22 protein-coding genes are annotated in these 21,903 nt (G+C 29.9%); 11 read left to right on the forward strand and 11 right to left on the reverse strand.

What is annotated here, in order from left to right; all coding sequences use genetic code 11:
* The first annotated feature begins 43 nt into the window (after positions 1-43).
* The 5 genes from pgsA to AAGD42_RS03395 all read left to right on the forward strand — a co-directional run bounded on the left by pgsA (position 44) and on the right by AAGD42_RS03395 (position 5,408).
* Complete coding sequence (gene pgsA, locus AAGD42_RS03375) at positions 44-592, forward strand: CDP-diacylglycerol--glycerol-3-phosphate 3-phosphatidyltransferase (protein ID WP_341750472.1); 549 nt, start codon at positions 44-46, stop codon at positions 590-592.
* A gap of 444 nt (positions 593-1,036) precedes the next feature.
* Complete coding sequence (locus AAGD42_RS03380) at positions 1,037-1,849, forward strand: hypothetical protein (RefSeq protein ID WP_341753246.1); 813 nt, start codon at positions 1,037-1,039, stop codon at positions 1,847-1,849.
* Complete coding sequence (locus tag AAGD42_RS03385) at positions 1,828-2,412, forward strand: hypothetical protein (protein WP_341760769.1); 585 nt, start codon at positions 1,828-1,830, stop codon at positions 2,410-2,412. Before AAGD42_RS03380 ends, AAGD42_RS03385 begins: the two co-directional genes overlap by 22 nt.
* Entirely contained in the window at positions 2,409-4,673 is a 2,265-nt protein-coding gene (locus AAGD42_RS03390) for a tetratricopeptide repeat protein (protein ID WP_341753248.1), read from the forward strand. The genes AAGD42_RS03385 and AAGD42_RS03390 overlap by 4 nt, the downstream gene beginning before the upstream one ends.
* Positions 4,674-4,781: 108 nt before the next feature.
* Positions 4,782-5,408, forward strand: a complete 627-nt coding sequence (locus tag AAGD42_RS03395; RefSeq protein WP_341760770.1) for a bifunctional (p)ppGpp synthetase/guanosine-3',5'-bis(diphosphate) 3'-pyrophosphohydrolase — start codon at positions 4,782-4,784, stop codon at positions 5,406-5,408.
* A gap of 242 nt (positions 5,409-5,650) precedes the next feature.
* On the opposite strand, the gene AAGD42_RS03400 is transcribed toward AAGD42_RS03395, so the two are convergent.
* From AAGD42_RS03400 to AAGD42_RS03430, 7 genes are all read right to left on the reverse strand, one after another.
* Positions 5,651-7,177: an HlyD family type I secretion periplasmic adaptor subunit gene (locus tag AAGD42_RS03400; protein WP_341753250.1), complete on the reverse strand. Its 1,527-nt coding sequence runs from the start codon at positions 7,175-7,177 to the stop codon at positions 5,651-5,653.
* Between the two features lie 12 nt (positions 7,178-7,189).
* Complete coding sequence (locus AAGD42_RS03405) at positions 7,190-8,947, reverse strand: type I secretion system permease/ATPase (RefSeq protein ID WP_341753251.1); 1,758 nt, start codon at positions 8,945-8,947, stop codon at positions 7,190-7,192.
* Positions 8,948-9,246: 299 nt separating this feature from the next.
* Positions 9,247-9,501, reverse strand: a complete 255-nt coding sequence (gene yidD, locus AAGD42_RS03410; protein ID WP_341751000.1) for a membrane protein insertion efficiency factor YidD — start codon at positions 9,499-9,501, stop codon at positions 9,247-9,249.
* 181 nt (positions 9,502-9,682) lie between these two features.
* Positions 9,683-10,303: an NAD(+) diphosphatase gene (gene nudC / locus AAGD42_RS03415; RefSeq protein WP_341753252.1), complete on the reverse strand. Its 621-nt coding sequence runs from the start codon at positions 10,301-10,303 to the stop codon at positions 9,683-9,685.
* Between the two features lie 68 nt (positions 10,304-10,371).
* Positions 10,372-10,527, reverse strand: coding sequence for a hypothetical protein (locus AAGD42_RS03420; protein ID WP_341753253.1), 156 nt, complete (start codon positions 10,525-10,527; stop codon positions 10,372-10,374).
* Entirely contained in the window at positions 10,508-11,065 is a 558-nt protein-coding gene (locus tag AAGD42_RS03425) for a hypothetical protein (protein ID WP_341750461.1), read from the reverse strand. Before AAGD42_RS03425 ends, AAGD42_RS03420 begins: the two co-directional genes overlap by 20 nt.
* A 57-nt stretch (positions 11,066-11,122) precedes the next feature.
* A complete protein-coding gene (locus AAGD42_RS03430; RefSeq protein ID WP_341750460.1) occupies positions 11,123-11,311 on the reverse strand; it encodes a hypothetical protein in 189 nt (62 codons plus the stop codon).
* A gap of 421 nt (positions 11,312-11,732) precedes the next feature.
* Between AAGD42_RS03430 and AAGD42_RS03435 the strand changes: the two genes are divergently transcribed.
* Positions 11,733-11,975, forward strand: a complete 243-nt coding sequence (locus AAGD42_RS03435) for an AbrB/MazE/SpoVT family DNA-binding domain-containing protein (protein WP_341753255.1) — start codon at positions 11,733-11,735, stop codon at positions 11,973-11,975.
* 228 nt (positions 11,976-12,203) lie between these two features.
* On the opposite strand, the gene AAGD42_RS03440 is transcribed toward AAGD42_RS03435, so the two are convergent.
* Genes AAGD42_RS03440 through trxA form a run of 3 tightly spaced genes read right to left on the reverse strand, consistent with a single transcriptional unit; the run spans position 12,204 to position 14,057 of the window.
* Complete coding sequence (locus AAGD42_RS03440; RefSeq protein ID WP_341753256.1) at positions 12,204-12,980, reverse strand: ABC transporter permease; 777 nt, start codon at positions 12,978-12,980, stop codon at positions 12,204-12,206.
* Positions 12,980-13,717: an ABC transporter ATP-binding protein gene (locus tag AAGD42_RS03445; protein ID WP_341753257.1), complete on the reverse strand. Its 738-nt coding sequence runs from the start codon at positions 13,715-13,717 to the stop codon at positions 12,980-12,982. Before AAGD42_RS03445 ends, AAGD42_RS03440 begins: the two co-directional genes overlap by 1 nt.
* Positions 13,718-13,733: 16 nt before the next feature.
* The gene (gene trxA / locus AAGD42_RS03450; RefSeq protein ID WP_341753258.1) at positions 13,734-14,057 is read right to left on the reverse strand and encodes a thioredoxin; all 324 of its coding nucleotides are present in this window, start codon (positions 14,055-14,057) and stop codon (positions 13,734-13,736) included.
* Positions 14,058-14,391: 334 nt separating this feature from the next.
* Here trxA and AAGD42_RS03455 point away from each other — a divergent pair, with 334 nt between their 5' ends.
* Positions 14,392-15,159 carry an N-acetylmuramoyl-L-alanine amidase gene (locus tag AAGD42_RS03455; RefSeq protein WP_341753259.1) on the forward strand — a complete coding sequence of 256 codons (768 nt, stop codon included), beginning with the start codon at positions 14,392-14,394 and terminating at the stop codon, positions 15,157-15,159.
* A 91-nt stretch (positions 15,160-15,250) separates the two neighbouring features.
* Here the strand turns inward: AAGD42_RS03455 and AAGD42_RS03460 are convergent, their stop codons facing one another.
* Positions 15,251-16,084: a pyruvate, water dikinase regulatory protein gene (locus AAGD42_RS03460; RefSeq protein WP_341760771.1), complete on the reverse strand. Its 834-nt coding sequence runs from the start codon at positions 16,082-16,084 to the stop codon at positions 15,251-15,253.
* Between the two features lie 394 nt (positions 16,085-16,478).
* On the opposite strand from AAGD42_RS03460, the gene hemE reads away from it, so the two are divergent.
* From hemE to AAGD42_RS03480, 4 genes are all read left to right on the forward strand, one after another.
* On the forward strand, positions 16,479-17,498 hold the full coding sequence (hemE, locus tag AAGD42_RS03465) for a uroporphyrinogen decarboxylase (RefSeq protein WP_341753261.1): 1,020 nt from the start codon (positions 16,479-16,481) through the stop codon (positions 17,496-17,498).
* A complete protein-coding gene (gene hemH / locus AAGD42_RS03470; RefSeq protein ID WP_341753262.1) occupies positions 17,476-18,603 on the forward strand; it encodes a ferrochelatase in 1,128 nt (375 codons plus the stop codon). Before hemE ends, hemH begins: the two co-directional genes overlap by 23 nt.
* A 183-nt stretch (positions 18,604-18,786) precedes the next feature.
* Positions 18,787-19,224 carry a protoporphyrinogen oxidase HemJ gene (hemJ, locus tag AAGD42_RS03475; RefSeq protein WP_250311362.1) on the forward strand — a complete coding sequence of 146 codons (438 nt, stop codon included), beginning with the start codon at positions 18,787-18,789 and terminating at the stop codon, positions 19,222-19,224.
* 442 nt (positions 19,225-19,666) lie between these two features.
* Positions 19,667-21,619, forward strand: a complete 1,953-nt coding sequence (locus AAGD42_RS03480; RefSeq protein ID WP_341760772.1) for a primosomal protein N' — start codon at positions 19,667-19,669, stop codon at positions 21,617-21,619.
* Positions 21,620-21,903 lie beyond the last annotated feature (284 nt).

Genomic DNA, 21,903 nt, shown 5'->3' on the forward strand with positions numbered 1-21,903 from the left:
GTTGTTTCTAGAAAAAGATCAAGTAAGTAAAAATTTATAATAAATGACTATTGACAAAAATATACCAAATTATCTGACGATAGCTCGTATAGTGGTTATTCCAATTATTGTAATGACCTTTTATCTAGATAGTTCTAAACTTGCTCATAGAATTGCAGCGATATTATTTATTTTAGCTAGTATTACTGATTTTTTTGACGGTTATCTTGCTAGAAAGTTTGATTTAGTATCAGGATTTGGTAAAATGTTTGATCCTATAGCTGATAAATTATTAGTAGGTTGTGTAATTATAATGTTGGTAAAAAAAGGAGCTGCAGGAGAGATACCATGCTTATTAATTTTGGCTCGTGAATTTCTGGTAGCTGGCTTACGTGAGTTTTTAGCTTTGATTCAAGTAAGTATTCCTGTATCTAGGTTAGCTAAGATTAAAACATTTACCCAAATGTTTGCTTTGTCAGTATTAATTCTTGGTTCTAAAGGTTCGGGTATAATTTATATGGATTTAATAGGACAAATAGCTTTATGGGTTGCTGCACTTTTGACTATTATAACAGGATATTCATATTTGAAAGCTTGTAGTAAATATTTTTAAGATAACCTAGGAGGTTGTGAACAAATTAGCTCCTAAAATAAAATGTTACTATTCGTATAATTTTTTCTTTTGGAAATAATTATTTATTACAACAGGAAAAAATTAAAGTTATTGACATAATAGTAACTTAGCGTAGCATAAAAAGTATGATATATAACTAAATAAATAGGTGTATTTAAGCTGTGGCACGTGGTTATTAAGCAGCTAATTAACCTAGGCTCTGTGAACAAAATTTAAATTACTAGATTTTGACTCTTTTTAGCTGCAAATTATAAGATTTTTTTGAAATAGAACTAACTATTCCGGCAAAAATCTTATTAATTTTCGCTTAAAAATACTCAAAATTTAAACAATTAAAATTTTGTTCACAGAGCCTAGATATTTTAGACATTACACAGAGCCTAGGGCATTTTGTGTAATTTTCAACTATTAGTTTATTGATTTATGAAAGGGCAAAATTCACCATATCTAGATAAATTAAGAAAAAATTTATTCAAGATATTTACCTTAATTTTTATAGTTTATAGCACAATTATAATATCATTATATCAATATTATAATGATAAAGTTGAGATGGAAAAAACACAAATTCTGCAAACCAATTATGACAGAATAGTAGAGGTAAGTATGAATAAACTTTCTTCTTTAGCATATTACTTATCTAGCAATATTCAGGACAAAAACATTTCAATTAAAAGTACTAGTAGTGAGATTGAGATATGTAATGAAGCACTAAAATGTAGAAATTATAATATTTTCCTTTTTGGGGAACTATTAGCTCGGAGTGTTCCAGAATTCATTAATTACAAGATAGAACTGAATAAAAATTTTCTTTATTCAAAGACTACAGTGCAAAATTATCAAATAGATAAAATATACCATATTAACGATTCTTACCAACTTAATATTAGCCTGGCAATTAATAATGTATTTTGGCATAAAGTAGAAACAGATATCAAAAGAAGTTTTTGGCTATTAACTGCATTTATTATAGCTAATATGGTCTTGTTATATGTTCTATTAAAAATATTATTTAGCAGTTTCAGTAAGTCTTATGCATTACATTATCAAGATGAACATACTGCAGAATTAGAGCAACTCAAACTTAATCATCAAAGGGAATTAAAACATTGTGAAACCTTCCTAATGAAAAAGATTTGGAAATTAATTGTTTATTTGCTCAAGAAGCTAATCAAATATCGTTGCTTGATAATAATTCCAATAATCAAGAAGATATGCTCAAGGATTATAGGTTAAGAAACTTTGGTGATAAAGTACCTTGCTCTATAACATTGTACCAAGAAAATAAAATAGAAGAAATTGATACCACTAAATTAGTTGATTTATTTATTGATAGATTTAATCAGGAAGATGAGAATATATCGTTTAAAATTTCCAGTAAAGCAAAAATATTACATTTTTCTTCTAATGCAGCATTGTACCAAATCATTTATAGTGTTGTTAGCTATCTATTCTTTTTGTTAAAAAGCCAGCCTTTTGTTACCAAGCATAATATTAAATTAACTATTGATAGTATAAAGCAAAAGGTGGTACTACATTTTGAATATGATGGTTACCCTATAATGACAGCACAAGAGCTGCTAAAAACGTCAAATAATTTTTTCAAAACCCATGCTAACCCTTTTCTACTTAATCTAAGTCAAGTATTTAATCTATTACAAACGAATGGTTATAACTATCAAGTAAGTCATAATCAAAGTAATGTTATAGAGATTTACTCAAATGACTTGAAGAATTGGAACAACCAACAAGAAGAAAACGTCATTTTATTAAACTCTTTAATTAAGAGAAAAAAATGAATAAGAAATTTTTGTTACTTATAATATTAATTATGGTCAATGATTCATTTGCCCAGGAACAAATATCTAATTTGATTATACCAGTTAGTTATTTTGTAAGCCACGAGAATCAGCGTAATGCACTTAAGCATAGCTTAAGTAAACATAAACAGGTAAGTATAGTAGGCACTAGTGGTATTGGCAAAACGCAATTTGTTAGAATGCACGCCTATGATAATAAGGCTGATTACGATATTATTTGGTTTTTTGATTGTAATGTTGATCTTAATGAGCAATTTTTTAAGTTAGCTAAACAGCTTAATAGTATTAGAAATGCTAATATATCTGAAAATGTTACTTTAGCAAAGAAGGAAGTAATATCGTATTTAACTCACAAGGATAAGTGGTTATTAATATTTGATAATCTAAAAATTAATGAAAATAACAAAGTTCAAGAGTTTATTGATTGGGAGAGTAATGGAAATATAATATTTTGTTCGCAAGATAGTGAGAAATTACCTAACACTATAGAAATGGCTTTATTTGACAAAGATACTACCGCTATTTTAGCTAGTAATTTATTAAATAATAAAGACGAAAATGATATTGAATTTTTAATAAAAGCATTCAATGGTTACCCTATACTTATAGTTCAAGGCATTCAATTATTAAATAAGATCAAAGGTTTAGATAGAGAAGAATATAAGAATAAAATTTATCACTCAGCTGATAAAATAACAACAAATATTAATATGGCTATACAGGGATTAAAGCCTAGTGCAGTAAAGTTACTTAATAAAATAGCTTTACTAAATAATCAGAGTTTCTCAAAGCAACTACTTAGTGTCATTACTGATAGTAAAGATACTCTAGATGACGATATATATAAATTATCTAAGTTCCTACTGATTAGCAACATTGATCCTAACCAAGATAATCCTATTTTTGAGATGCATGATATTATTGCTAATAAGATCATGGAGCTAAATGGAGCTAAAAACAATAAAATGTATTTAGAAGATATTATTTTAAAACTACCTAAATCTAAGAATTCAGCGTTGTCGATACATGTATGGAGAGCATCAAAGACTATACGTGAAAATCTGGAGATTCTTTTCAAAAATTCGGAAAAATATAATATTGGCGTATATGCAATGCTTAATTTAAGAGCTAATTTACTCTCTTTATGCATAAATGATAGCAATATATGTAAAGCAAAAGAAATGATAGATTGGTTCGAACAAAAATATAAGGAAGGTAACTTTAAACTTTGGAAAATGTCCGAACATCAAAAATATCATTATGCTCGATATTTGGGAATAATAGGAGCGTATAATAGAGTGTCCTTAACAAATTTTGAAGTGGCTATTTCTTATGTTACTCAAGCATTAAAGATTTTAGATGATCTTAATGATTGTGATGCCTTAAAATTTAATTTACACTTACACCTATCTAAATCTCAAGTATCTTTAGGCAATATAAAAATTACCAAAGAACTCCTTGAAAAAATGCAAGAGTTATTAAAACAAGGACTCCAAGAATATGATGTATTTGTAATATATTCTTTAAAAGCAAGCTTATTTTTTATCCAAGGTAGATATGATGAGGCTTTAGTTTGTATCGATAAAAATATTGAGGTACTTACAAAAAACGGATTGCCCCCTAATAATAGATATTATACTTCATCTTATCTACTTAGGGCGGCAATACTAAGCTATCTTGGCAGATATCAAGAATCCTATGCTCAAGCTAAACAATTATGTGACATGCATCGTTTACAGGGTGAAAGGATTGCTTATGCTTCCAAGCAAATGGCAAGGATTTATACACAATTGGCAAGAAGTGAATTGGGATTGGGTAAGATGGATGAATGTCTAGATCACATTAATAAAGCTATAGACATATATTTAGCAAAGAGTAGAGATGTTAATGATACAAATTATTATGAAAATCCGGATCTAGCGGCTAGTTATGTAGTACAAGGTGAGATTTTATTTGCTCAAGATAATATTAAAGAAGCAATAGCATCTTATAAAAAAGCTTATACTATATATCATTATTTATATAAAGATAATCGTCAAAATATTGCACAAGTTAGTTACTTATATAGTCAAGCAGCTATAGCCGCCTGTAAATCAAAAGATTTATATAATTATAAATTCTTTGGTAAACCTCAAGTTAAAGAATTCGGCATACATCACCCTAATACTACTGCCATGTTTGAATATTGTGAACAATATGACATGGATTTATGGAAAAAACAAGTTAAGGTTTATAACTAATTCGATAACAAATTGTATTATTAAAAGATATTATTTATAACTTAATAATTTAGTCATTGACAGGAAGTGGTAATTTTTATTAATATCTCTAAAATATTATAGAGTAATATGAGTTTTATGTTATATAATTTCCACAAGATTGTCAGTGCTATTGGTACTAGTTTGCATGAGAATTCTATAGTAGAGAACATATCATACAGGCTAAAAGACCCTACTTCTGTCTTAAAGAAGCTGTTAAGAAAGAATATTGATTTTCATCAATTAAATGACCTAGTGGCTCTTAGAATTATAGTTGATAAGCAAGAAGATTGTTACAAAGTATTGGATATTATTCATGATCTATATCCTAACAATCTTGAGAAATATAAAGACTATATTATTAATCCCAAACATAATGGTTATAGTTCTCTGCATACCGTGGCTGCCGTTGGTACACCTGGTCGTAATGTGGAAATACAGATACGAACCAATCAGATGCATGATATAGCAGAATTTGGTACCGCTAGTCATGGTGAATATAAAAAATCACAAGAAGCGAGAATAGAAGAATTATTTTCTACAACATTATCTAATATAGATGCTATTTATAGAGGGCTAAATAATGCATATAAGCTTTTTGAACAGTTTAATTGGACTATGCTGGAGTTAGTTGCTTATGAACAAGAAATCCAAGATGTTTGGAATAATTGTCAAGATGACTTGCAAGCAATACGTGAACAATTATTAGAAGAATAGGGGTGTATCTAACCCGACTACAGCCAAATTCACAAACGTCATTGTGAGGAGTAGGGAAACCGTACGACGAAGCAATCTAATGAATAGTGGATTGCCACGACCATTAGGCTCTGTGAACAAAATTTTAATTGTCTAAAGAAATGGTTATTGGCAATATTCATGCGTAACTGATAATATTACAATCTCCTGTAATTTAAATTAGTTAGAATTATGATAAAACTACTATGAAATAGTTAGGGTTATCATTTCTCTTTAAATGCTCTGAACATAGTATCAGTAATAGGATCAAGTAAATATCTTAGGAGAGTCCTTGTGCCAGTGACAATTTGGACTTCCGCCTGCATGCCGGGATGCAGTTCTAATTTTCTAGCTTTTGCGATCTTATTAAACTCATCCAGATCAATCTCAATTCTAGCAGTGTAAAAAGTCTCTGGACTTTGTTGCATTTGGTTTCTATCTTGTACAGTATCAGGAGATATTCCAATTACTTTACCAGTAAATAACGGCGTTGTTCTAGATTTAAAAGCACTAAAGCGAATCTTTGCTACCAGACCTTCATGTACGGAATCTATGTTCTTCTGTGGAACCTTTGCTTCTATTACCAAAATATCATTAGTTGGAGAAATCTCTAGAATTGGATTACCTGGTGAAACTACTCCACCTATTGTGTGATAGTTCAATACATTTATAATACCATCCACTGGTGATCTAATAACTGTACGACTCAAGGAGTCTTTGAGAGCATTAAATTGCTCTTTTAGATGAGCTACTTGTACTTGAGCCTCTTTTAGTTCAGTTAAGGTTCTTTCTGTATATTTGTTCTGTAAGTTAATAATACTAATCTCACTTTCTGTGATCGCATGTTTAGTACCAGCAATTTCAGTTTCTGTCATAGCTATTTCACTTTTGAAATTAGCTTCCTTAGACTCAAGCTCTAATAGAGCGGCTTTTTGGGCAAAACCTTTTTCATGCAAAGTATGCATTGCTTTTAAACGATCCTTAGCAACTTCTAGACTCTTGACATAAGCAACCTTCTTAGCTTGCAGCCCTTCTACCTTTTTATTAAATTGCTCGATCCTTTGATGTAAGGCATTTTTTTCGCTTTTATATACTTCTTTTTTGGAGCTAAACAAATTTTCTTGAGTATGTATAATCCTTACTACTTCAGGTAGATTTATCGCTTCTGTTAATAATTCTGGAAACTTAATCTGATCTTGATTATCTCTTTCAGCAATTAACCGACTTTCTGTTGCCAAAGCGTGTCTATATTGACTTAAAGTACTTTCATACTGGGACTTAATTTTTGTATCTTCCAACTCTACTAATTTATCACCTGCTTTGACTTTGTCACCTTGTTTAACAAAAATATTGGAAATAATACCTCCTTCTTGGTGTTGAATTATCTTCTTGTTACTATTTGCTACAACAACACCCACTGCCACAGCAGCACTATCAAGAGGAGCAAGACTTCCCCACAAACCTCCAACTAATACAAAGAAGATTATTATATATACCCCAAAAAGAATAGGAGCTCTAGCAGTTTGTACTACATCATTGCGATCAACATCATTATTTTTTGTAACAAAATTGACGAAACGATCAAGGTAATATAACGTATTTTGAATTGCCTTAGAAAGACCTACTACCATCTTTTGTGATAGAGTGCCTCCCTTTGATTTATTCGCGTGTATCAAGTCATTTTGTAGCGACAACAGCTGTTTAAGTTGCTCCGCTGTAAATGCTGGCTTATTAGTTGGCTTTTCTTCCATATATTTAAAACTTTATTCGTTAATGTGAATTACACCGCTCTGTAACAGCTTAACTCGATTTTGCACCTCTTCTTGAGTACCGTAGAGAGCCACTGCCCCATCTTGTAATACCAAAATCTTATCTACCACTGATAATACAGAAGGTCTATGAGAGATAACAACTACAGCTATACCCTTAGATTTAGCGTGCTTTAAAGAGTTTGATAGTGCCATTTCACCTGCCTCATCAAGGTTTGCATTAGGTTCATCTAAAATAAGTAGCTTAGGATTACCATAAAATGCTCTAGCAAGACCAACACGTTGTTTTTGTCCACCAGAGAGATTAGAGCCAGCTGTTCCAATATCCGAATCGTAACCATCTGGTAATCTTAAGATCATCTCATGAGCTCCAGCAATTTTAGCTGCCTCAATTACTTTTTCTGGATCAGCATTTTCAGCCATCCTAGCTATATTCTGTTTTATGCTACCACTAAATAATTCTATCCCTTGTGGCAAATATCCTACATGCTTACCAAAATCTTCTCTATTCCAGCGATAAATTTCCCCGCTATCAAGTCTAACAGTTCCTGATGCGGCTTTCCATACCCCAACTAGAACTTTAGCTAAAGTTGACTTACCTGCAGCAGAAGGTCCAATAACTGCTAATATTTCTCCAGGCTGAACGGCAAAAGATACACACTTTAAAATATATCTTGGTACTGGTGGTTGTGGCATATGTGGAGGCACTGGAAACGAATAATAAATATTTTCTACAGTTAAATGTCCTTCGACATTTGGAATTGGCATTGCTTCTTCTCTTGATTTATACGAAGCAAATAACTGATTGATATTTTTATAAGATTTTAGAGCTCCACTCATACTTTTCCATAATTCAATAGCATTATCGAAAGGTGCTAAAGCTCTACCAACTATGATGGAACTCATAATCATACCACCAGTAGTCATATCTCTTCCTGAAGTGCTAACAACCACATAAGCACCAATACCAGTTACAAGCATTTGCATAATATTACGAATAAATCTGGAAAAATTAGAGATAGCACCATTACGATAACTAGCAATGGATTGCTTCTCCAAAGCAGCAATATTAAATTGGTGCCAATTTGCCGTGACATTTTTCATCATCCCCATAGCTTCTACAACTTCTGAATTCCTATTAGCAATATCAGCTTGGGTCATACCCTTTATGGAGAATTCAGTAGCCTCACCAAGAGTTCTATTAGTTGCGGCAGCATTAAAGAAAGCCGTAGATACGATAATAATAGCACCAACTAATGTTAAAATCCCAATATATGGGTGAATTAAGAAAATTACTACTATATAGACAACACTCCAAGGGGCATCAAATAAAGTATTAATACCAGTACTAGTTACAAAAGTTTTTATTGTTTGAAAATCACGAAGTAATTGGCTAGCACCAGTATTAGTACGGGTTGCAGCAGCTGAAATAGAGTGACCAAAAATTACAGGGGCAACTGTTTTGTCCAACCATTCACCAACTTTAATTAAAGTGAATGATCTAGCAATTTGTAATAACCCATAAATAAAATAGATTGTACCAATAATAATGGACAACCACATTAATGTCCATGTGTTACCACTTCCTATAACTCGATCAAGAACTTGTAATGAATAAAGAGGGGTTATCAACATTAATAAGTTAATAACAAACGCGAAACCAAAAACTATCCAAAAAGCAATCTTGCACTTTTCAAGAGCACTATTTAGAGGGTTTGCTACTTGAGTTGCTAATGCACTATTATTTTTCATATTACCATTATTATATCATATTATTTTACTATATAGTTAGTAAAAATTATATTATTTGCAATATTTTCTAAGTCGGATATTATATATGTAATAAATATATATATCAACTTCTTTATTAGATTTAGAGTCCAACAATAATGTAAATAACCATTTCTATTCAAAAAAAACAGCCACATACTTTTACTTCAAGTACGACAATGCTAAGGTGTTAATATATCAATTTTTTCAAGGATTTCAACTATCTCGGTACATAAAATTAAAAAATTACCTAGAAAAATAACCCGAAAGTCTAAGGTATATTATAGATTTCTATCTTTATGTGGAGATAAAACATCTATAGGTACAGGGTCACACCCACCATGACAAAAAGGGTTACACCTGACTATTCTCTTAATAAATAACCATGATCCTTTAATATTACCGTGTATCACTATTGCTGACTTAGCATATTCTGAACATGACGGATAGAAACGGCAATTAATACCAAGTAAGGGAGAGATAAAAAATTGATAAAACCAGATAAATATAAGCAATAAATTAAAGCGATGTTTCATTTTGATCACGGTTACTTAAAAAAAATATGTTATCACAAGAATTTGGGATTCTACTTAATATATCTAACTCGATTAGCATTACACCCTGGGACTAAACAGATAAAAGTTCTTCAATAGTTTCCATAATGATCTCCCTATATAAAATTTATTTTGTCTTAGCACAATATCCGTTAAAGAGTAATTATCTCATTGACATTTCATTTAAAACAAAATCAATTAATTTTCTTGAAATACTTGCTCTCTCTGGTAATGTAGGAAGTGTATCTACATTAAACCATTGAGCATCTTCTATTTCTTTTTTATCCAATGTAATGTTGCCTGATAAATAATCAGCTTTGAAAGCAATCATAAAACTATCAGGAAATGGCCAAGTTTGACTACCAACATAAGTTATATTCTTTACTTCAATACCTACTTCTTCTCTAAGCTCGCGCTTAATAGCCATTTCTGCCGTTTCTCCTATATCTACAAATCCAGCAATTGCACTGTACACTTCCATTGGGAATTTAGGTGAGCATGCAAGGAGAATTTGATTTTTATTCTTTACTAACACAATAATTGCTGGAGAAAATCTAGGAAAAAATGAGTACTTACACATAGTGCATTTTTTCTCAGTTGTTTTAATCATAGATTTGAGTGGATGACCACACTTGCCACAAAACTTTGATTGAATATCCCACTGTAACCAATGATATCCCTTCAAAACAAGTTCTTGTAGGTTGGAACTTATAGTTGATAAATAAGGTTTAACTGATAAAACTTCATAATCTAATTCATTAAAATTTTTATCGGAAGATGCCAACTCACAATTAAGTACAACTGTTGAATCAAGTAAGTGAAACGCATTTATTGTAGTAATATTAAGTTCTGCTAGTTTTTTTTAAAAGAAGAGATTGGGGTATTTATTTTTTTGTTTATTAAAATACCATCTTCAGTAAAAAATATAGAAGGATTATCTTGAAATAAAGTCATAAAATATGCCCAATCAGGTTCATTACTTTCAATACTAGTGCATATTGCCACCATTTATTTCTCCTAAAATTTCCCATTGTACTTTATACTTATCAACAAAGATAAATCCACCCAGATTATTTGAGGCTTCAGATAAAATAGTGTGCTTGGTTTCCTCATCAACAAAAAACTTTATATCTTTTTCAAATTTTCTGCAAGGACTAAAAATAGTACTTAATTTATTAGGATTACTTAGTAAGTTTGTATTTTTTTCAGACTTTACTCTTTCAAATATTGTACTAAGATCATCAACATAAAATTTCATTATAATGCTATTGCTGTTATTATAATCATACTTTAGGTTATGAAATTTTGCTATTTCATAAACATATTTACTAAAGCCTAGATTTAAAAAACGGACGCTTGCGTCAATAGTAGTAACATCAACTGGGGAATTCTTTAAAATATCTTTTAAATCTACATATTCCTGAATGTGATCTATCTGATACAAAGGTTTTGCATTAAATATTTTATCATAATATTCAGTGGCAGTATCTAAATTATCAACTATAGTAGCAGCAACAACAGTCGTGTATGAATTCCAATTAACCATAGCATTCTCCTAAATAAATAATTTTTGATAAAACAATAGTTCGTTTTATCTATGTAGTCATACTGGACTCGAATGAAAAGTTTTATTTTTAAAATTTTCAACTGAGTAAACTCCAGTTTGATAGTGTAAATCATAAATTTCATCAACAGAAAAATATTGAGAGTTCGGAAAAGATAATTTATTATTACTAAGCACAGTAAAAAACTTTTCTCCTGACTTTCTAACTTGTATGATATTCTTAGCCATTTAATCTCCCCCTGAATGTCAAAAAACTGTAAGTTTTTGACCACCAAAGACAAGATTTTTAGAAGAAATGAATCTAGATTGGTGGTCTGGGAGTTAGCAAAACTGCCAGCAGACAGCTATGATAGCCGTCGGGCTTAAATGTAAACACTTAAGCCGAACATACGACTACCATCCCCCCGACCATAAAAGACCGAGAAGCATCATCTTTACGGTTTAATGCATACCGTTGTTAGATAGAGGGTTCTGAATCCCCAAAGTTACTTCATAGTAATTCCGCCTTAAATTCTAAATATATACACCCCTAAAGTCAATATAATGTTTTTATGATTCAACTATTTATTAAATTGACCATTTTTATAATTTTAGCTAAACTGTATATAGTTGTAGATTTATATTAATCTTAATATTATAGGTATATATCATGACAGCACTAAAAAGTTATATAGATAGTAATGGCAGACTTGCTATCCCAGCTAAGATTAGAAAAAAGCTGCAACTTAAAGCAGGTGATGAAGTTTCTATTAAATATAAAGGTTTTGAATTAATAGTTTCAACTTTTCATGCTAATATAGAAAGAGTCAGAAATATTTTAAGTAAATACAAGGATATTGATTTACAAAAAGAGTTGGAGATTATGAGAAGTGAAGATGTCAACAGGTTCTAAATCTTTGATCAAGACAAAAAAATATTTGCTTGACACATCGGCAATTATTGCCTTATTAAAAAAGAATCAGGTTATAAAATATTAGAGGATGTTATCGCAAGTAGTGCTATTTCATCAGTTAATTTAAGTGAATTAGTTTCTGTTCTGACTAGGCTCTTTACTAATTATATTTTTCGTGGATTGCTTTGTTGTAGCAAAGCTGCTCCTCGCTAATAGACACTTGAAGTATCATATATAATATATGACATTTTTAGCAAAAAACCTATAACCAAGATAACTGAAAAAAGTAACAATAATAGCTACAATAATAGACTTGATAATCATGAATGTATCTGGCAGTATTCCTTCTGTTATTAAGAATTGAACTGGTCTTATAACAAGAAAAATAGGATTAATCTCAAAAAATATTCTTTTTGATTCTGGTACCATAGAATATGGGTACACTATTGGTATACTCCAATATACAACACTAAAAATTAGATTTAAAATTTGAGGAACATCTCGTATATATGGGGTTAAAAATGCAAAGGCAATGGAACTACTGCACACTGAAATAACCAACGGTAAGACAAGAATTGGTACAAATAATACATTTATACTAAATCTTTCAGGATATAAAATTATAAAAGCTATATACATAGCTACAAACGAGTAAATTAGGTTATAAACTTGTGCTAAACTGTCTGATATAGGAAAGATGGTTCTAGAAATTATGATCTTTTTTATAATTCCACTACGACTAGTTAATGAATTTGATGATATATTTAAACTAGTAACAATAAACGTCCATAATGGTATAGCTCCAACTAAATTCATAATCATTGTTTCTCTTGGTTGTTTAAGTAAAAATCCAACAAAAAATGAAATGGTTATTATATGGACAAAAGGCTGAACTAAACCCCATAACGAACCCAAGAAAGAATCTTTATTTTGACGAGATATAGAAGCTTGGGTTAATAATATTACTGACAACCAGTATTTTTTGGAAAAAAAATACTTTAACATTAGTAATTCCCACTATTATAAATTTCTAATATTTCACTTGGATTGCCATCGGAGATAATACTACCTTCTTTTAATAAGATACATCTATTACAATTATCCCTAATAATATTTTCCTGATGACTTACTAATATTAGAATTGGTATATTTTGTAACTTATTCTTCATAAAATTAGTAGATTTTTCAACAAAATAACTATCACCAGTAGCAAAAATTTCATCTAACAAAAGAATATCTGCATCTTGAAAAACCGATACAGAGAAAGCTAATCTTGATAACATACCAGAACTATAATTTTTTACTGGTAAATCTATCTTACTACCTAGTTCAGAAAAAATTATAATCTCTCGTTCTAATTCTTTACTGTATCTACTTAACATATTATTATAAAGCATAAGCATTTTAATATTTTCTCTGCCAGTTTGCTCTAACTCAAATCCTATGCCAGTCTCAATGATAGCGGCAAAATCACCATGAACTTTAACTGTTCCAAATTTTAATGGATAAATTCCAGCAATTACCTTAATCAAAGAACTTTTGCCTGAACCATTACTACCAATAAATGCAATTTTTTCACCTGTTTTACAGGAAAAATTTATATTATTTAAGATAGGAATTGACGAAGGAAAAATATTACCCCCTTTAATAAGAAAACGCCTTAAGCTTTCTACTCTTTGTTGATTGTTGATTCCTTCGACAAAACCATCAACTATTTCTATAGATACTAGTTTAGACGTCATATGCTAAAAACATGATTTACATTTTTATTGAAGAATCAATCCATTCTTCAATAGCATTTTTAGGAAATAATCCAGTCTTAGTAGCTAGTTGTTTGCCATCCTTGAATAGAATCATCGTAGGTATAGCACGGATACCTAAACTTGAAGGTATATTATGATTTTGCTCTATATCCATTTTAACAATTTTTACCTTTCCTACCAATTCCTTACTCAATTCTTCAAGAATAGGGGTCAATATTTTGCATGGTCCACACCATTCAGCCCAAAAATCAACTAATACAGGATCAGTAGATTGTAAAACTTCTTTATCAAAAGAATCATCTGTTATATTACTTGTCATAGTCCATTAATTATTTAGTTATTAAACACACTATTATCATAAATTTTATGATACAATAGTTCCTACATATTAGCAATAACTTGTTGCATAAGCCAAGATTATAGTTATACTTTTTTAAGTATAGCTATCCGATTAGCATTACTCCATCTATTATCAGGGGGCATAATTTTATGAAGCAAACCATTTCTGATTATTTTCCTGGGTTACTTCATCGTTACTAATTACTAGCTTCTCACTAATAGACATCTATGAATTTAGTGTAATGTTATTTGGTTAGCCATATGTACATATTTAATACTTTCAAGAAAATTAAAATTATCATGAGGAGGATCAAATGAGTAAGCAAAATAATGGTATTAGTAATACTAATCATTGTAAATTTTCTGCACCTAGAGAAGGAATAGAACCAAGTTGTGTTGTGCTAACCTATTCAGTTAGCACAACATTAGACCAAGCATTAACTGCTTTGCAAGAAAGAGGATCAAGTGTACATTACATAATAGATAAATATGGTAAACAATATCAATATCATAATGGCTTAGAGTCAAAAACATTTTTTGCCGGCGATAGTAGTTGGAAAGGGAAAAAAAATGTTAATGATTTTGGCATATCTATCATGTTTATTAATGATTCAAAAAATGAATTTACACCTTATCAAATAGAAAAATCAAAAGTATGTCTTACAGATATTAAAGAAAGATATCCTGATTTAAATATTAAGGATGATCTTGTTGGTCTTGGTGAAGTAGCTGAAAGACATGTGGCACCTGGAAAACTCTTTCCTTGGAAAATTCTTGCAGAAGCTGGTTTTGGTAAATTTATAGACACTACAAAAGAACAACAAGAAAAAATACTAATATGTAAGGATGCTCAAGGAGAAACAGTTTCTAATGTTCAATCTCAGTTAAAAAATCATGGTTACAATATTTCAGTTGATGAAAAATGTGGTGACAAAACTGTAAAATGGTTTGAGAAATTTAATGCACGATATGTTCCAGAACAAAAATTATCAAATAGTTGGTCTGAAGCAGATCAATATGTTTTAGATAATATTCATCCTAATCATGTCGTTGATTTAGTAGGTGATTCTCCAAGCATATAACAATATGTAATTCGAGCGTCATTGTGAGGAGAATGGATTGCCACGACCACTATGTGGTCTCGCAATGACGTCTTGTACTTTTAAACACTCGCTATTTATCATAATTTGTTAAAACATACTTATTACGATCATAATAAAGTTTCATAATCACAGAAGCAGTTTCTTCTATAGATCTTCTTGAAACATCAATTATTGACCATCCTTGTTGTTCACAAATTTGTTTTACTTGCATACATTCTTCCTGGACTACTTTAAAATTAGTATAGCTAGTATTATCACTTATCTGTAAAGAATGCATTCTAGTTTCTCTTATTTCAATCAATCTAGCTGGATCAATAACTAAACCAATTATAAGTTGTTTTGTTACATTTCCCAAAATATCTAAAAATGGATAACCATGTATATAAGGTATATTTGCCGTTTTAAATCCATTATATGCTAAATATACAGAAGTCGGTGTTTTTGACGTCCTAGAAGGACCAACCAGAATAATATCAGCTTCGTCTAATTCACTAGTCATCTGACCATCATCATGTCTAAATGTATAATCAATAGCATGAATTTTATCAAAATAACTTTCATCAAATTCATAATCATAAACTAAACTTCCTTCTGTTTCTACACCTAAAAAATCTGAATTTTCTTTTACAATTCTACCTACGACAGAAATACAAGGAATTTTCAAATCATAACAAAATTTAGTTAAATTTCTTCTTAGTTCATAATCTAAAATAGTGTATAATACCAAGCCTGGCTTCATTTTAATTTTTCTCAAAACCTCATTCAATAATTCTGCATTTCTTAACATTGGCCAATGATATAATTTTGACTCAATTTTACTAAATTGTGACAAAGAAGTATGAGATGCATGCTTAACTGCTTGTACTGAAGAGTCTGAAACCAAGTGAATAACTAGCTTATTCATAACTTATTAGTATTTGTGGATAATTTTTTATTCATACTTTAATATCTATATTAAAAATAACCAGTAACTAGGTATATATATCATGTATCAAGAGGTTAATAACCTATAAAATACAAAGAATAACTTTGTGGATAATTTTGTGTGTAAAATGCTAGATATCCAATATCCATCACGTTTCCTAACTTTAAACACATAAATTACTATAATTATCCACTAAAAAAATAATTATATAAATATATGTGATTAATAATTACAATCAATATATTATACTAAGTAATTTAACAATAAAAAATGTGTATAACTACGTGTATATATAATATATATACATATAAACAATCTCTACAACAACTAAAAAAATACTATATAACTATATAGATTAATATGGACTATATTTATGAACCAGATATTACAAACTTTTAAGAAAAATAATAATTATACACCAATTTGGCTAATGCGTCAGGCTGGTAGATATTTACCTGAATACCAAAAAATAAGAAAAACTGTTAGTGGTTTCCTAAATTTATGTTATGATGTTAATAAGGCTGTAGAAGTTACCTTACAACCAATAAGAAGATATAATTTTGATGCAGCTATAGTTTTTTCTGATATTCTTGTTTTACCTGATGCACTAGGATGGGATGTTAAATTTGAAGAAAATATAGGACCAATATTACGTAAATTTCAATCAAAAGAAGATTTTAAATATCTTAAAGAAAATTCTAGTGAAAAATTAAATGTAGTTTATGAGATAATAAATAAAATTAAAGCAAATTTGCCAACTAATACTGTACTAATAGGCTTTGCCGGTAGTCCATGGACGGTAATGACTTATATGCTTGAAGGAAAAGGTAAGCAAAGTTTTGAGACAAGTAAAAGATTTATTTATGAAAATAATAATTTAGCACGAGAACTTCTAGACTTTATAACTGAGAAGACTATTATCCACTTAATAGGACAAGTAATAGCTGGAGCGGACTTAGTACAATTATTCGATTCATGGGCAGGGATATTAGAAGAAACAGAATATGACCAGTTTGTTATACAACCAACAAAAAAAATAGTAATAGCTTTAAAAAAACAATTTCCTTACTTACCGATTATAGGTTTTCCAAGAGGTTCTGGACTTTTATATGAAAAATATATTAATAATACTGGCGTAGATGTTATTGGGGTTGATCAATTTGTACCGGTTAGTTCTATGAAATTATGGAGCGAAAAAATTATTGTACAAGGTAATCTGGATCCTTTTATATTACTTACTAATCAAGAGATTATTGAGGAAAAAGTTAGTAAAATAATTTTAAATTTTAAAAGAAAGAACTTTATATTTAATCTTGGACATGGTATATTACCAAATACACCAGTTGAAAATGTTGAATTTTTAGTTAATTATGTCAGAAAATTTAGATATTAAAATCTCTCAAAAAAAAATAGCTATTGTACTTTTTAATCTTGGTGGACCAGATAGTTTAAGCTCAGTTAGGCAGTTCTTATTTAATTTATTTTATGACAGAGCGATTATTAATCTACCAAATCCTCTAAGATTTATTATTGCTAAAATAATATCAATTACCAGAAATAAAAAATCTCAAAAAATATACTCTCTAATAGGTAATAAGTCACCTATTTTACAGGAAACAGAATCTCAGAAAGGTGCCATTATAGAAAAGTTAAAAAATACTATAAATGATGATTTTAGAGTTTTTATAGCAATGCGTCATTTTTTCCCTAATTCTGAAGAAGCCGTAAGAAGAATAAATGAATATAATCCTTCAGAAATAATATTATTACCATTATACCCACATTTTTCTAGTACTACTACTGGGTCTTCGATTAAAGATTTTGTATCTTCTTTCCAAAAAAATATATATTCAAATTTAGATATACCAATTAAAACTATTTGTTGTTATCCCATTGATGATCAATTTATTAAATCTCACTTACTGTTAATAAAAAAATCGTTAAAAAAGTTGAAAAACAAATGTATTTTTCGTATATTATTTTCAGCTCATGGACTGCCTACAAAAATAATAAAAGCAGGTGATCCTTATCAATGGCAAATTGAAAAAACTGTAGAAAATATAGTGTCTAATCTTAACATAGATAATTTAGATTATAAAATAACTTATCAAAGCCGTGTTGGTCCGGTGGAATGGTTAAAACCTAACACAGAGGATGAAATTGAAATAGCTGGTAAAGAAAATAAACCTCTTATAATAGTTCCAATAGCATTTGTATCAGAGCATGTTGAAACATTAGTAGAATTAGATATTGAATATAGAAAAATATCTGACAAATATGGGATAGAATATATTAGAACTCCCACTATGGGGGTAAATGAATTATTTATTAATAGTTTAACTAAGATGATATCAAATTTAATTGATTGTGGAGAAGAAACGAAAAACTTAATATGTAGTTCAATTAACAAGAAAATATGTCCTGGTAATTTTACTATGTGTCCTTGTATAGTCAATTCAGGAGAATTTAGTGACGTTATAAATCCGATTAGTATTTAGCTTCAGCGTCATTGCGAGAAGCCACTTTAGTGGCGACAAAGCAATCCAAAAAAACGATTAAAATGGATTGCTTCGGAGGTTTATGCCTCTTCGCTAATAGACAGCACGATGGGTGCTTATTTGGCACTAAATTAGGTTAATTGACTATGAATTTAAAAATTTAAGTAACAGGAGATAATATTAATGGCTAGTTATTATTTATGGTTTAAAGCATTCCATCTTATATCGGCAATTTCTTGGATGGTGGGTTTATTATACTTGCCAAGATTATATGTATATCATTCTAGAGTTGCGGTAGGGAGTGAATCTGATAAAACATTTCAGTTAATGGAAAGTAAGTTGCTCAGAATAATTATGAATCCTGCTATGATAAGTACCTATACTTTAGGTATAATCAATAGTTATATATATGGGTTAGTAGCTTTAGGAACATGGTTTTATATAAAAATGACAGCAGTTTTATGCATAACTATTTTTCACGGTTTATTATCTAGATGGCGAAAGAATTTTGTTGATGGAAAAAATAATCATTCTGAGAAATTTTATCGTATGGTCAATGAAGTTCCGGCATTATTGATGATCATAGCGGTTATTATGGTTATTGTTAAACCATTTGATTAATTTTATGCAATTACCTATTAGTGCATTGAAAAAATAATGTATAATAAAGTGATTTAAAGAATTGGCTCCGTAAAAAGGCGAGCTTTCACGGAAAAAAAGCTATAAGTACAAGACTTCATTGCGAGAAGGTGCATAAGCATTAGTTTAAGAAGATAAAGTAGAAAAGTCGTCATTGCGATCCACCGTAGGTGGCGTGGCAATCCATTTCTAATCACTTTTCTGGATTGCTTCGTCGACATAAGGTCTCCTCGCAATGACGGTTTTTCAATTATTGTTTTCTTAAACTGACGCTTATGCGAGAAGGCGTGATCCGACAAAGCAATCCATACCTGGTCATTTTTGGATTGCCGCGTCGCCGCAAAGCGGCTACTCGCAATGACATTTATTCAAATCATTTTAGTATATAATTAAGTATGATAAAATAGTATAAAAATGAATTTTAATGCAAATTGCTAAAATATTATTGCCATTGGCTAATCTTTTTCCATTGGATTATTCAATTCCAAATGAATTAGAATTAGCTATAGGGGATTTAGTAATAGTCCCTTTTAGAAATAAGGAACTAACTGGTATAGTCTGGCAGTTAGATATTGAAGTTTCAGAGAAATATAACAAAATCAAATCTGTTAAACAGAAAGTACCACTTGAATTTAAACTTAATCAAGAGATATTATCGCTAATTAAGTGGGCTGCTAATTATTACATGGTAGAGCTTGGTTCAATTGCAAAGTTGGTTTTACCAATTGATATTGCTGAGCAACCTATAAAAATAAAACATCAAGAATTAAATAAAGATTTTACTTTACCACCCCTCTCAATAGATCAACAAAAGGCACTTTCTCTATTAAGTCAATCAGATAAACCATCAATTATTAAGGGAGTAACCGGATCAGGTAAAACAGAAATTTATTTCCATTTATTAGCTGAATATTTGAGGAAAGGTAAGCAAATATTGATAATGTTACCAGAAATTGCTTTAAGTCAACAAATTATAAATCGTTTTATAGAAAGATTTGGATTTAATCCGATAATATGGAATTCGGCAGTTACTAAAGCTCAGAAAAAGATGATTTTAAGAGGTTTGCTGAACAATGAAATTAAAGTCATAATTGGTGCTAGAAGTAGTTTATTTCTACCGTATCCTAGTCTTGGATTAATTATTATTGATGAAGAGCATGATAGTTCTTATAAGCAAGATGATGGTATATTATATAATGCTCGTGACGTAGCAATATTGCGAGGAAGCCTATCTGCAACAAAAGTAGTATTATGCTCAGCTACTCCATCTATTGAAACAATTTATAATGTAAATACAGATAAATATCAATTAATTGAATTGTCAAGTCGTTACCAAGATGCAACTTTACCAGAAATTCAAATAATAGATATGAAGAAGGAAAATTTACCAAAAAATTCTTATTTATCTACAAAGTTAATAGAGTCAATTCGTGAAAAGCTGGCAAGCAAAGAGCAAGTATTATTATTTCTAAATCGTAGAGGTTATGCTCCGTTAATGTTGTGTAAACTTTGTGGTTATCGTTTTACTTGTAATTCTTGTTCTGCTTGGTTAGTGGTACATAAATCTAGTAAAAAACTTGAATGTCACCATTGTGGTTATCAGAGTAGGATTCATATTGTTTGTCCAGATTGTTTAGAAAAAGATTCTTTAACTATATGTGGTCCTGGAATTGAGAGAATTGAAGAAGAAACTAGGAGTATTTTTCCTGATAGTAAAATTTCTGTAATTAGTAAAGATCATTCTCAAAAATCTAAAGATATACAAGAATTACTATATAAAATGGAACATTTGGAAATTGATATTTTAATTGGTACTCAGATGATTACTAAAGGTTATCATTTTCCCAATCTTACCTTAGTGGGTGTTATTGATGCTGATCTTGGAACAGTTAATAGTGGAGATTTACGATCAAGTGAACGTAACTATCAGTTACTTCATCAAGTTGGAGGTAGGGCAGGAAGAGAAGATAAAAAAGGTGTAGTATTAATGCAAAGTTATTATCCAGATAATGCTATATTTAGCTATATAAAAAATGGAGGAGATCAATTTTTGCAATATGAGCTTAAAACAAGACAAGCAGAAAATATGCCACCTTTTACCAAAATGGCATCGATAATTTTATCTGGAAAAAGTGAACATAAAGTGTTTGAAATATCCAGAAATTTAGTTGCCATTGCTCCAAAAAGTTCAGCACGAATACTTGGACCATCTAGTGCCTTAATGTCTAAATTAGCAGGAAAATTTCGCTATCGTATCTTAATCATAGTAGATAGGAAATTTAATCTACAGAAATTCTTGCAAATATGGTTAAGTTTAATCAAAATCCCCTCTTTTTGTCACTTGAAAATAGACATTGATCCTAAGAGTTTTCATTAATTATATATTCATATCAATACTATGTTTTAAAGAACCTCCCCTTTACATACGATACTTGAAAAAACCCCTATATCCTTGACCATTCTTCATCTGTTAAATCTGTTGGATAATTTCTTATGCTCATTGTTTTATATTTCTTGCTAATAACACTTTATTTACTTCAGCATACTTTAATTTTAGTTAGAGGACAAGATATCAAGTGAAGATTTATTAAGATTTAGTGATATTATTCACTAATTTTTATTATTCTACTTTTAATATTATTTTTTTCTTGCTATCATTAA

The organism is Candidatus Tisiphia endosymbiont of Dioctria linearis (assembly GCF_964026545.1).
In the GTDB taxonomy this organism is placed as follows: Bacteria; Pseudomonadota; Alphaproteobacteria; order Rickettsiales; family Rickettsiaceae; genus Tisiphia.

Excerpts from the sequence above, each read along its gene's own strand:
- AAGD42_RS03440 (WP_341753256.1), bottom strand. The coding sequence starts at position 12,980 with ATGTTAAAGTATTTTTTTTCCAAAAAATACTGGTTGTCAGTAATATTA.
- AAGD42_RS03380 (WP_341753246.1), top strand. The coding sequence starts at position 1,037 with ATGAAAGGGCAAAATTCACCATATCTAGATAAATTAAGAAAAAATTTA.
- AAGD42_RS03420 (WP_341753253.1), bottom strand. The coding sequence starts at position 10,527 with ATGGTGGCAATATGCACTAGTATTGAAAGTAATGAACCTGATTGGGCA.
- AAGD42_RS03425 (WP_341750461.1), bottom strand. The coding sequence starts at position 11,065 with ATGGTTAATTGGAATTCATACACGACTGTTGTTGCTGCTACTATAGTT.
- AAGD42_RS03455 (WP_341753259.1), top strand. The coding sequence starts at position 14,392 with ATGAGTAAGCAAAATAATGGTATTAGTAATACTAATCATTGTAAATTT.
- AAGD42_RS03385 (WP_341760769.1), top strand. The coding sequence starts at position 1,828 with ATGCTCAAGGATTATAGGTTAAGAAACTTTGGTGATAAAGTACCTTGC.
- AAGD42_RS03395 (WP_341760770.1), top strand. The coding sequence starts at position 4,782 with ATGAGTTTTATGTTATATAATTTCCACAAGATTGTCAGTGCTATTGGT.
- hemE (WP_341753261.1), top strand. The coding sequence starts at position 16,479 with ATGAACCAGATATTACAAACTTTTAAGAAAAATAATAATTATACACCA.
- AAGD42_RS03460 (WP_341760771.1), bottom strand. The coding sequence starts at position 16,084 with ATGAATAAGCTAGTTATTCACTTGGTTTCAGACTCTTCAGTACAAGCA.
- AAGD42_RS03400 (WP_341753250.1), bottom strand. The coding sequence starts at position 7,177 with ATGGAAGAAAAGCCAACTAATAAGCCAGCATTTACAGCGGAGCAACTT.
- AAGD42_RS03445 (WP_341753257.1), bottom strand. The coding sequence starts at position 13,717 with ATGACGTCTAAACTAGTATCTATAGAAATAGTTGATGGTTTTGTCGAA.
- AAGD42_RS03480 (WP_341760772.1), top strand. The coding sequence starts at position 19,667 with ATGCAAATTGCTAAAATATTATTGCCATTGGCTAATCTTTTTCCATTG.
- AAGD42_RS03390 (WP_341753248.1), top strand. The coding sequence starts at position 2,409 with ATGAATAAGAAATTTTTGTTACTTATAATATTAATTATGGTCAATGAT.
- pgsA (WP_341750472.1), top strand. The coding sequence starts at position 44 with ATGACTATTGACAAAAATATACCAAATTATCTGACGATAGCTCGTATA.
- AAGD42_RS03435 (WP_341753255.1), top strand. The coding sequence starts at position 11,733 with ATGACAGCACTAAAAAGTTATATAGATAGTAATGGCAGACTTGCTATC.
- hemJ (WP_250311362.1), top strand. The coding sequence starts at position 18,787 with ATGGCTAGTTATTATTTATGGTTTAAAGCATTCCATCTTATATCGGCA.
- hemH (WP_341753262.1), top strand. The coding sequence starts at position 17,476 with ATGTCAGAAAATTTAGATATTAAAATCTCTCAAAAAAAAATAGCTATT.
- trxA (WP_341753258.1), bottom strand. The coding sequence starts at position 14,057 with ATGACAAGTAATATAACAGATGATTCTTTTGATAAAGAAGTTTTACAA.
- AAGD42_RS03430 (WP_341750460.1), bottom strand. The coding sequence starts at position 11,311 with ATGGCTAAGAATATCATACAAGTTAGAAAGTCAGGAGAAAAGTTTTTT.
- AAGD42_RS03405 (WP_341753251.1), bottom strand. The coding sequence starts at position 8,947 with ATGAAAAATAATAGTGCATTAGCAACTCAAGTAGCAAACCCTCTAAAT.
- yidD (WP_341751000.1), bottom strand. The coding sequence starts at position 9,501 with ATGAAACATCGCTTTAATTTATTGCTTATATTTATCTGGTTTTATCAA.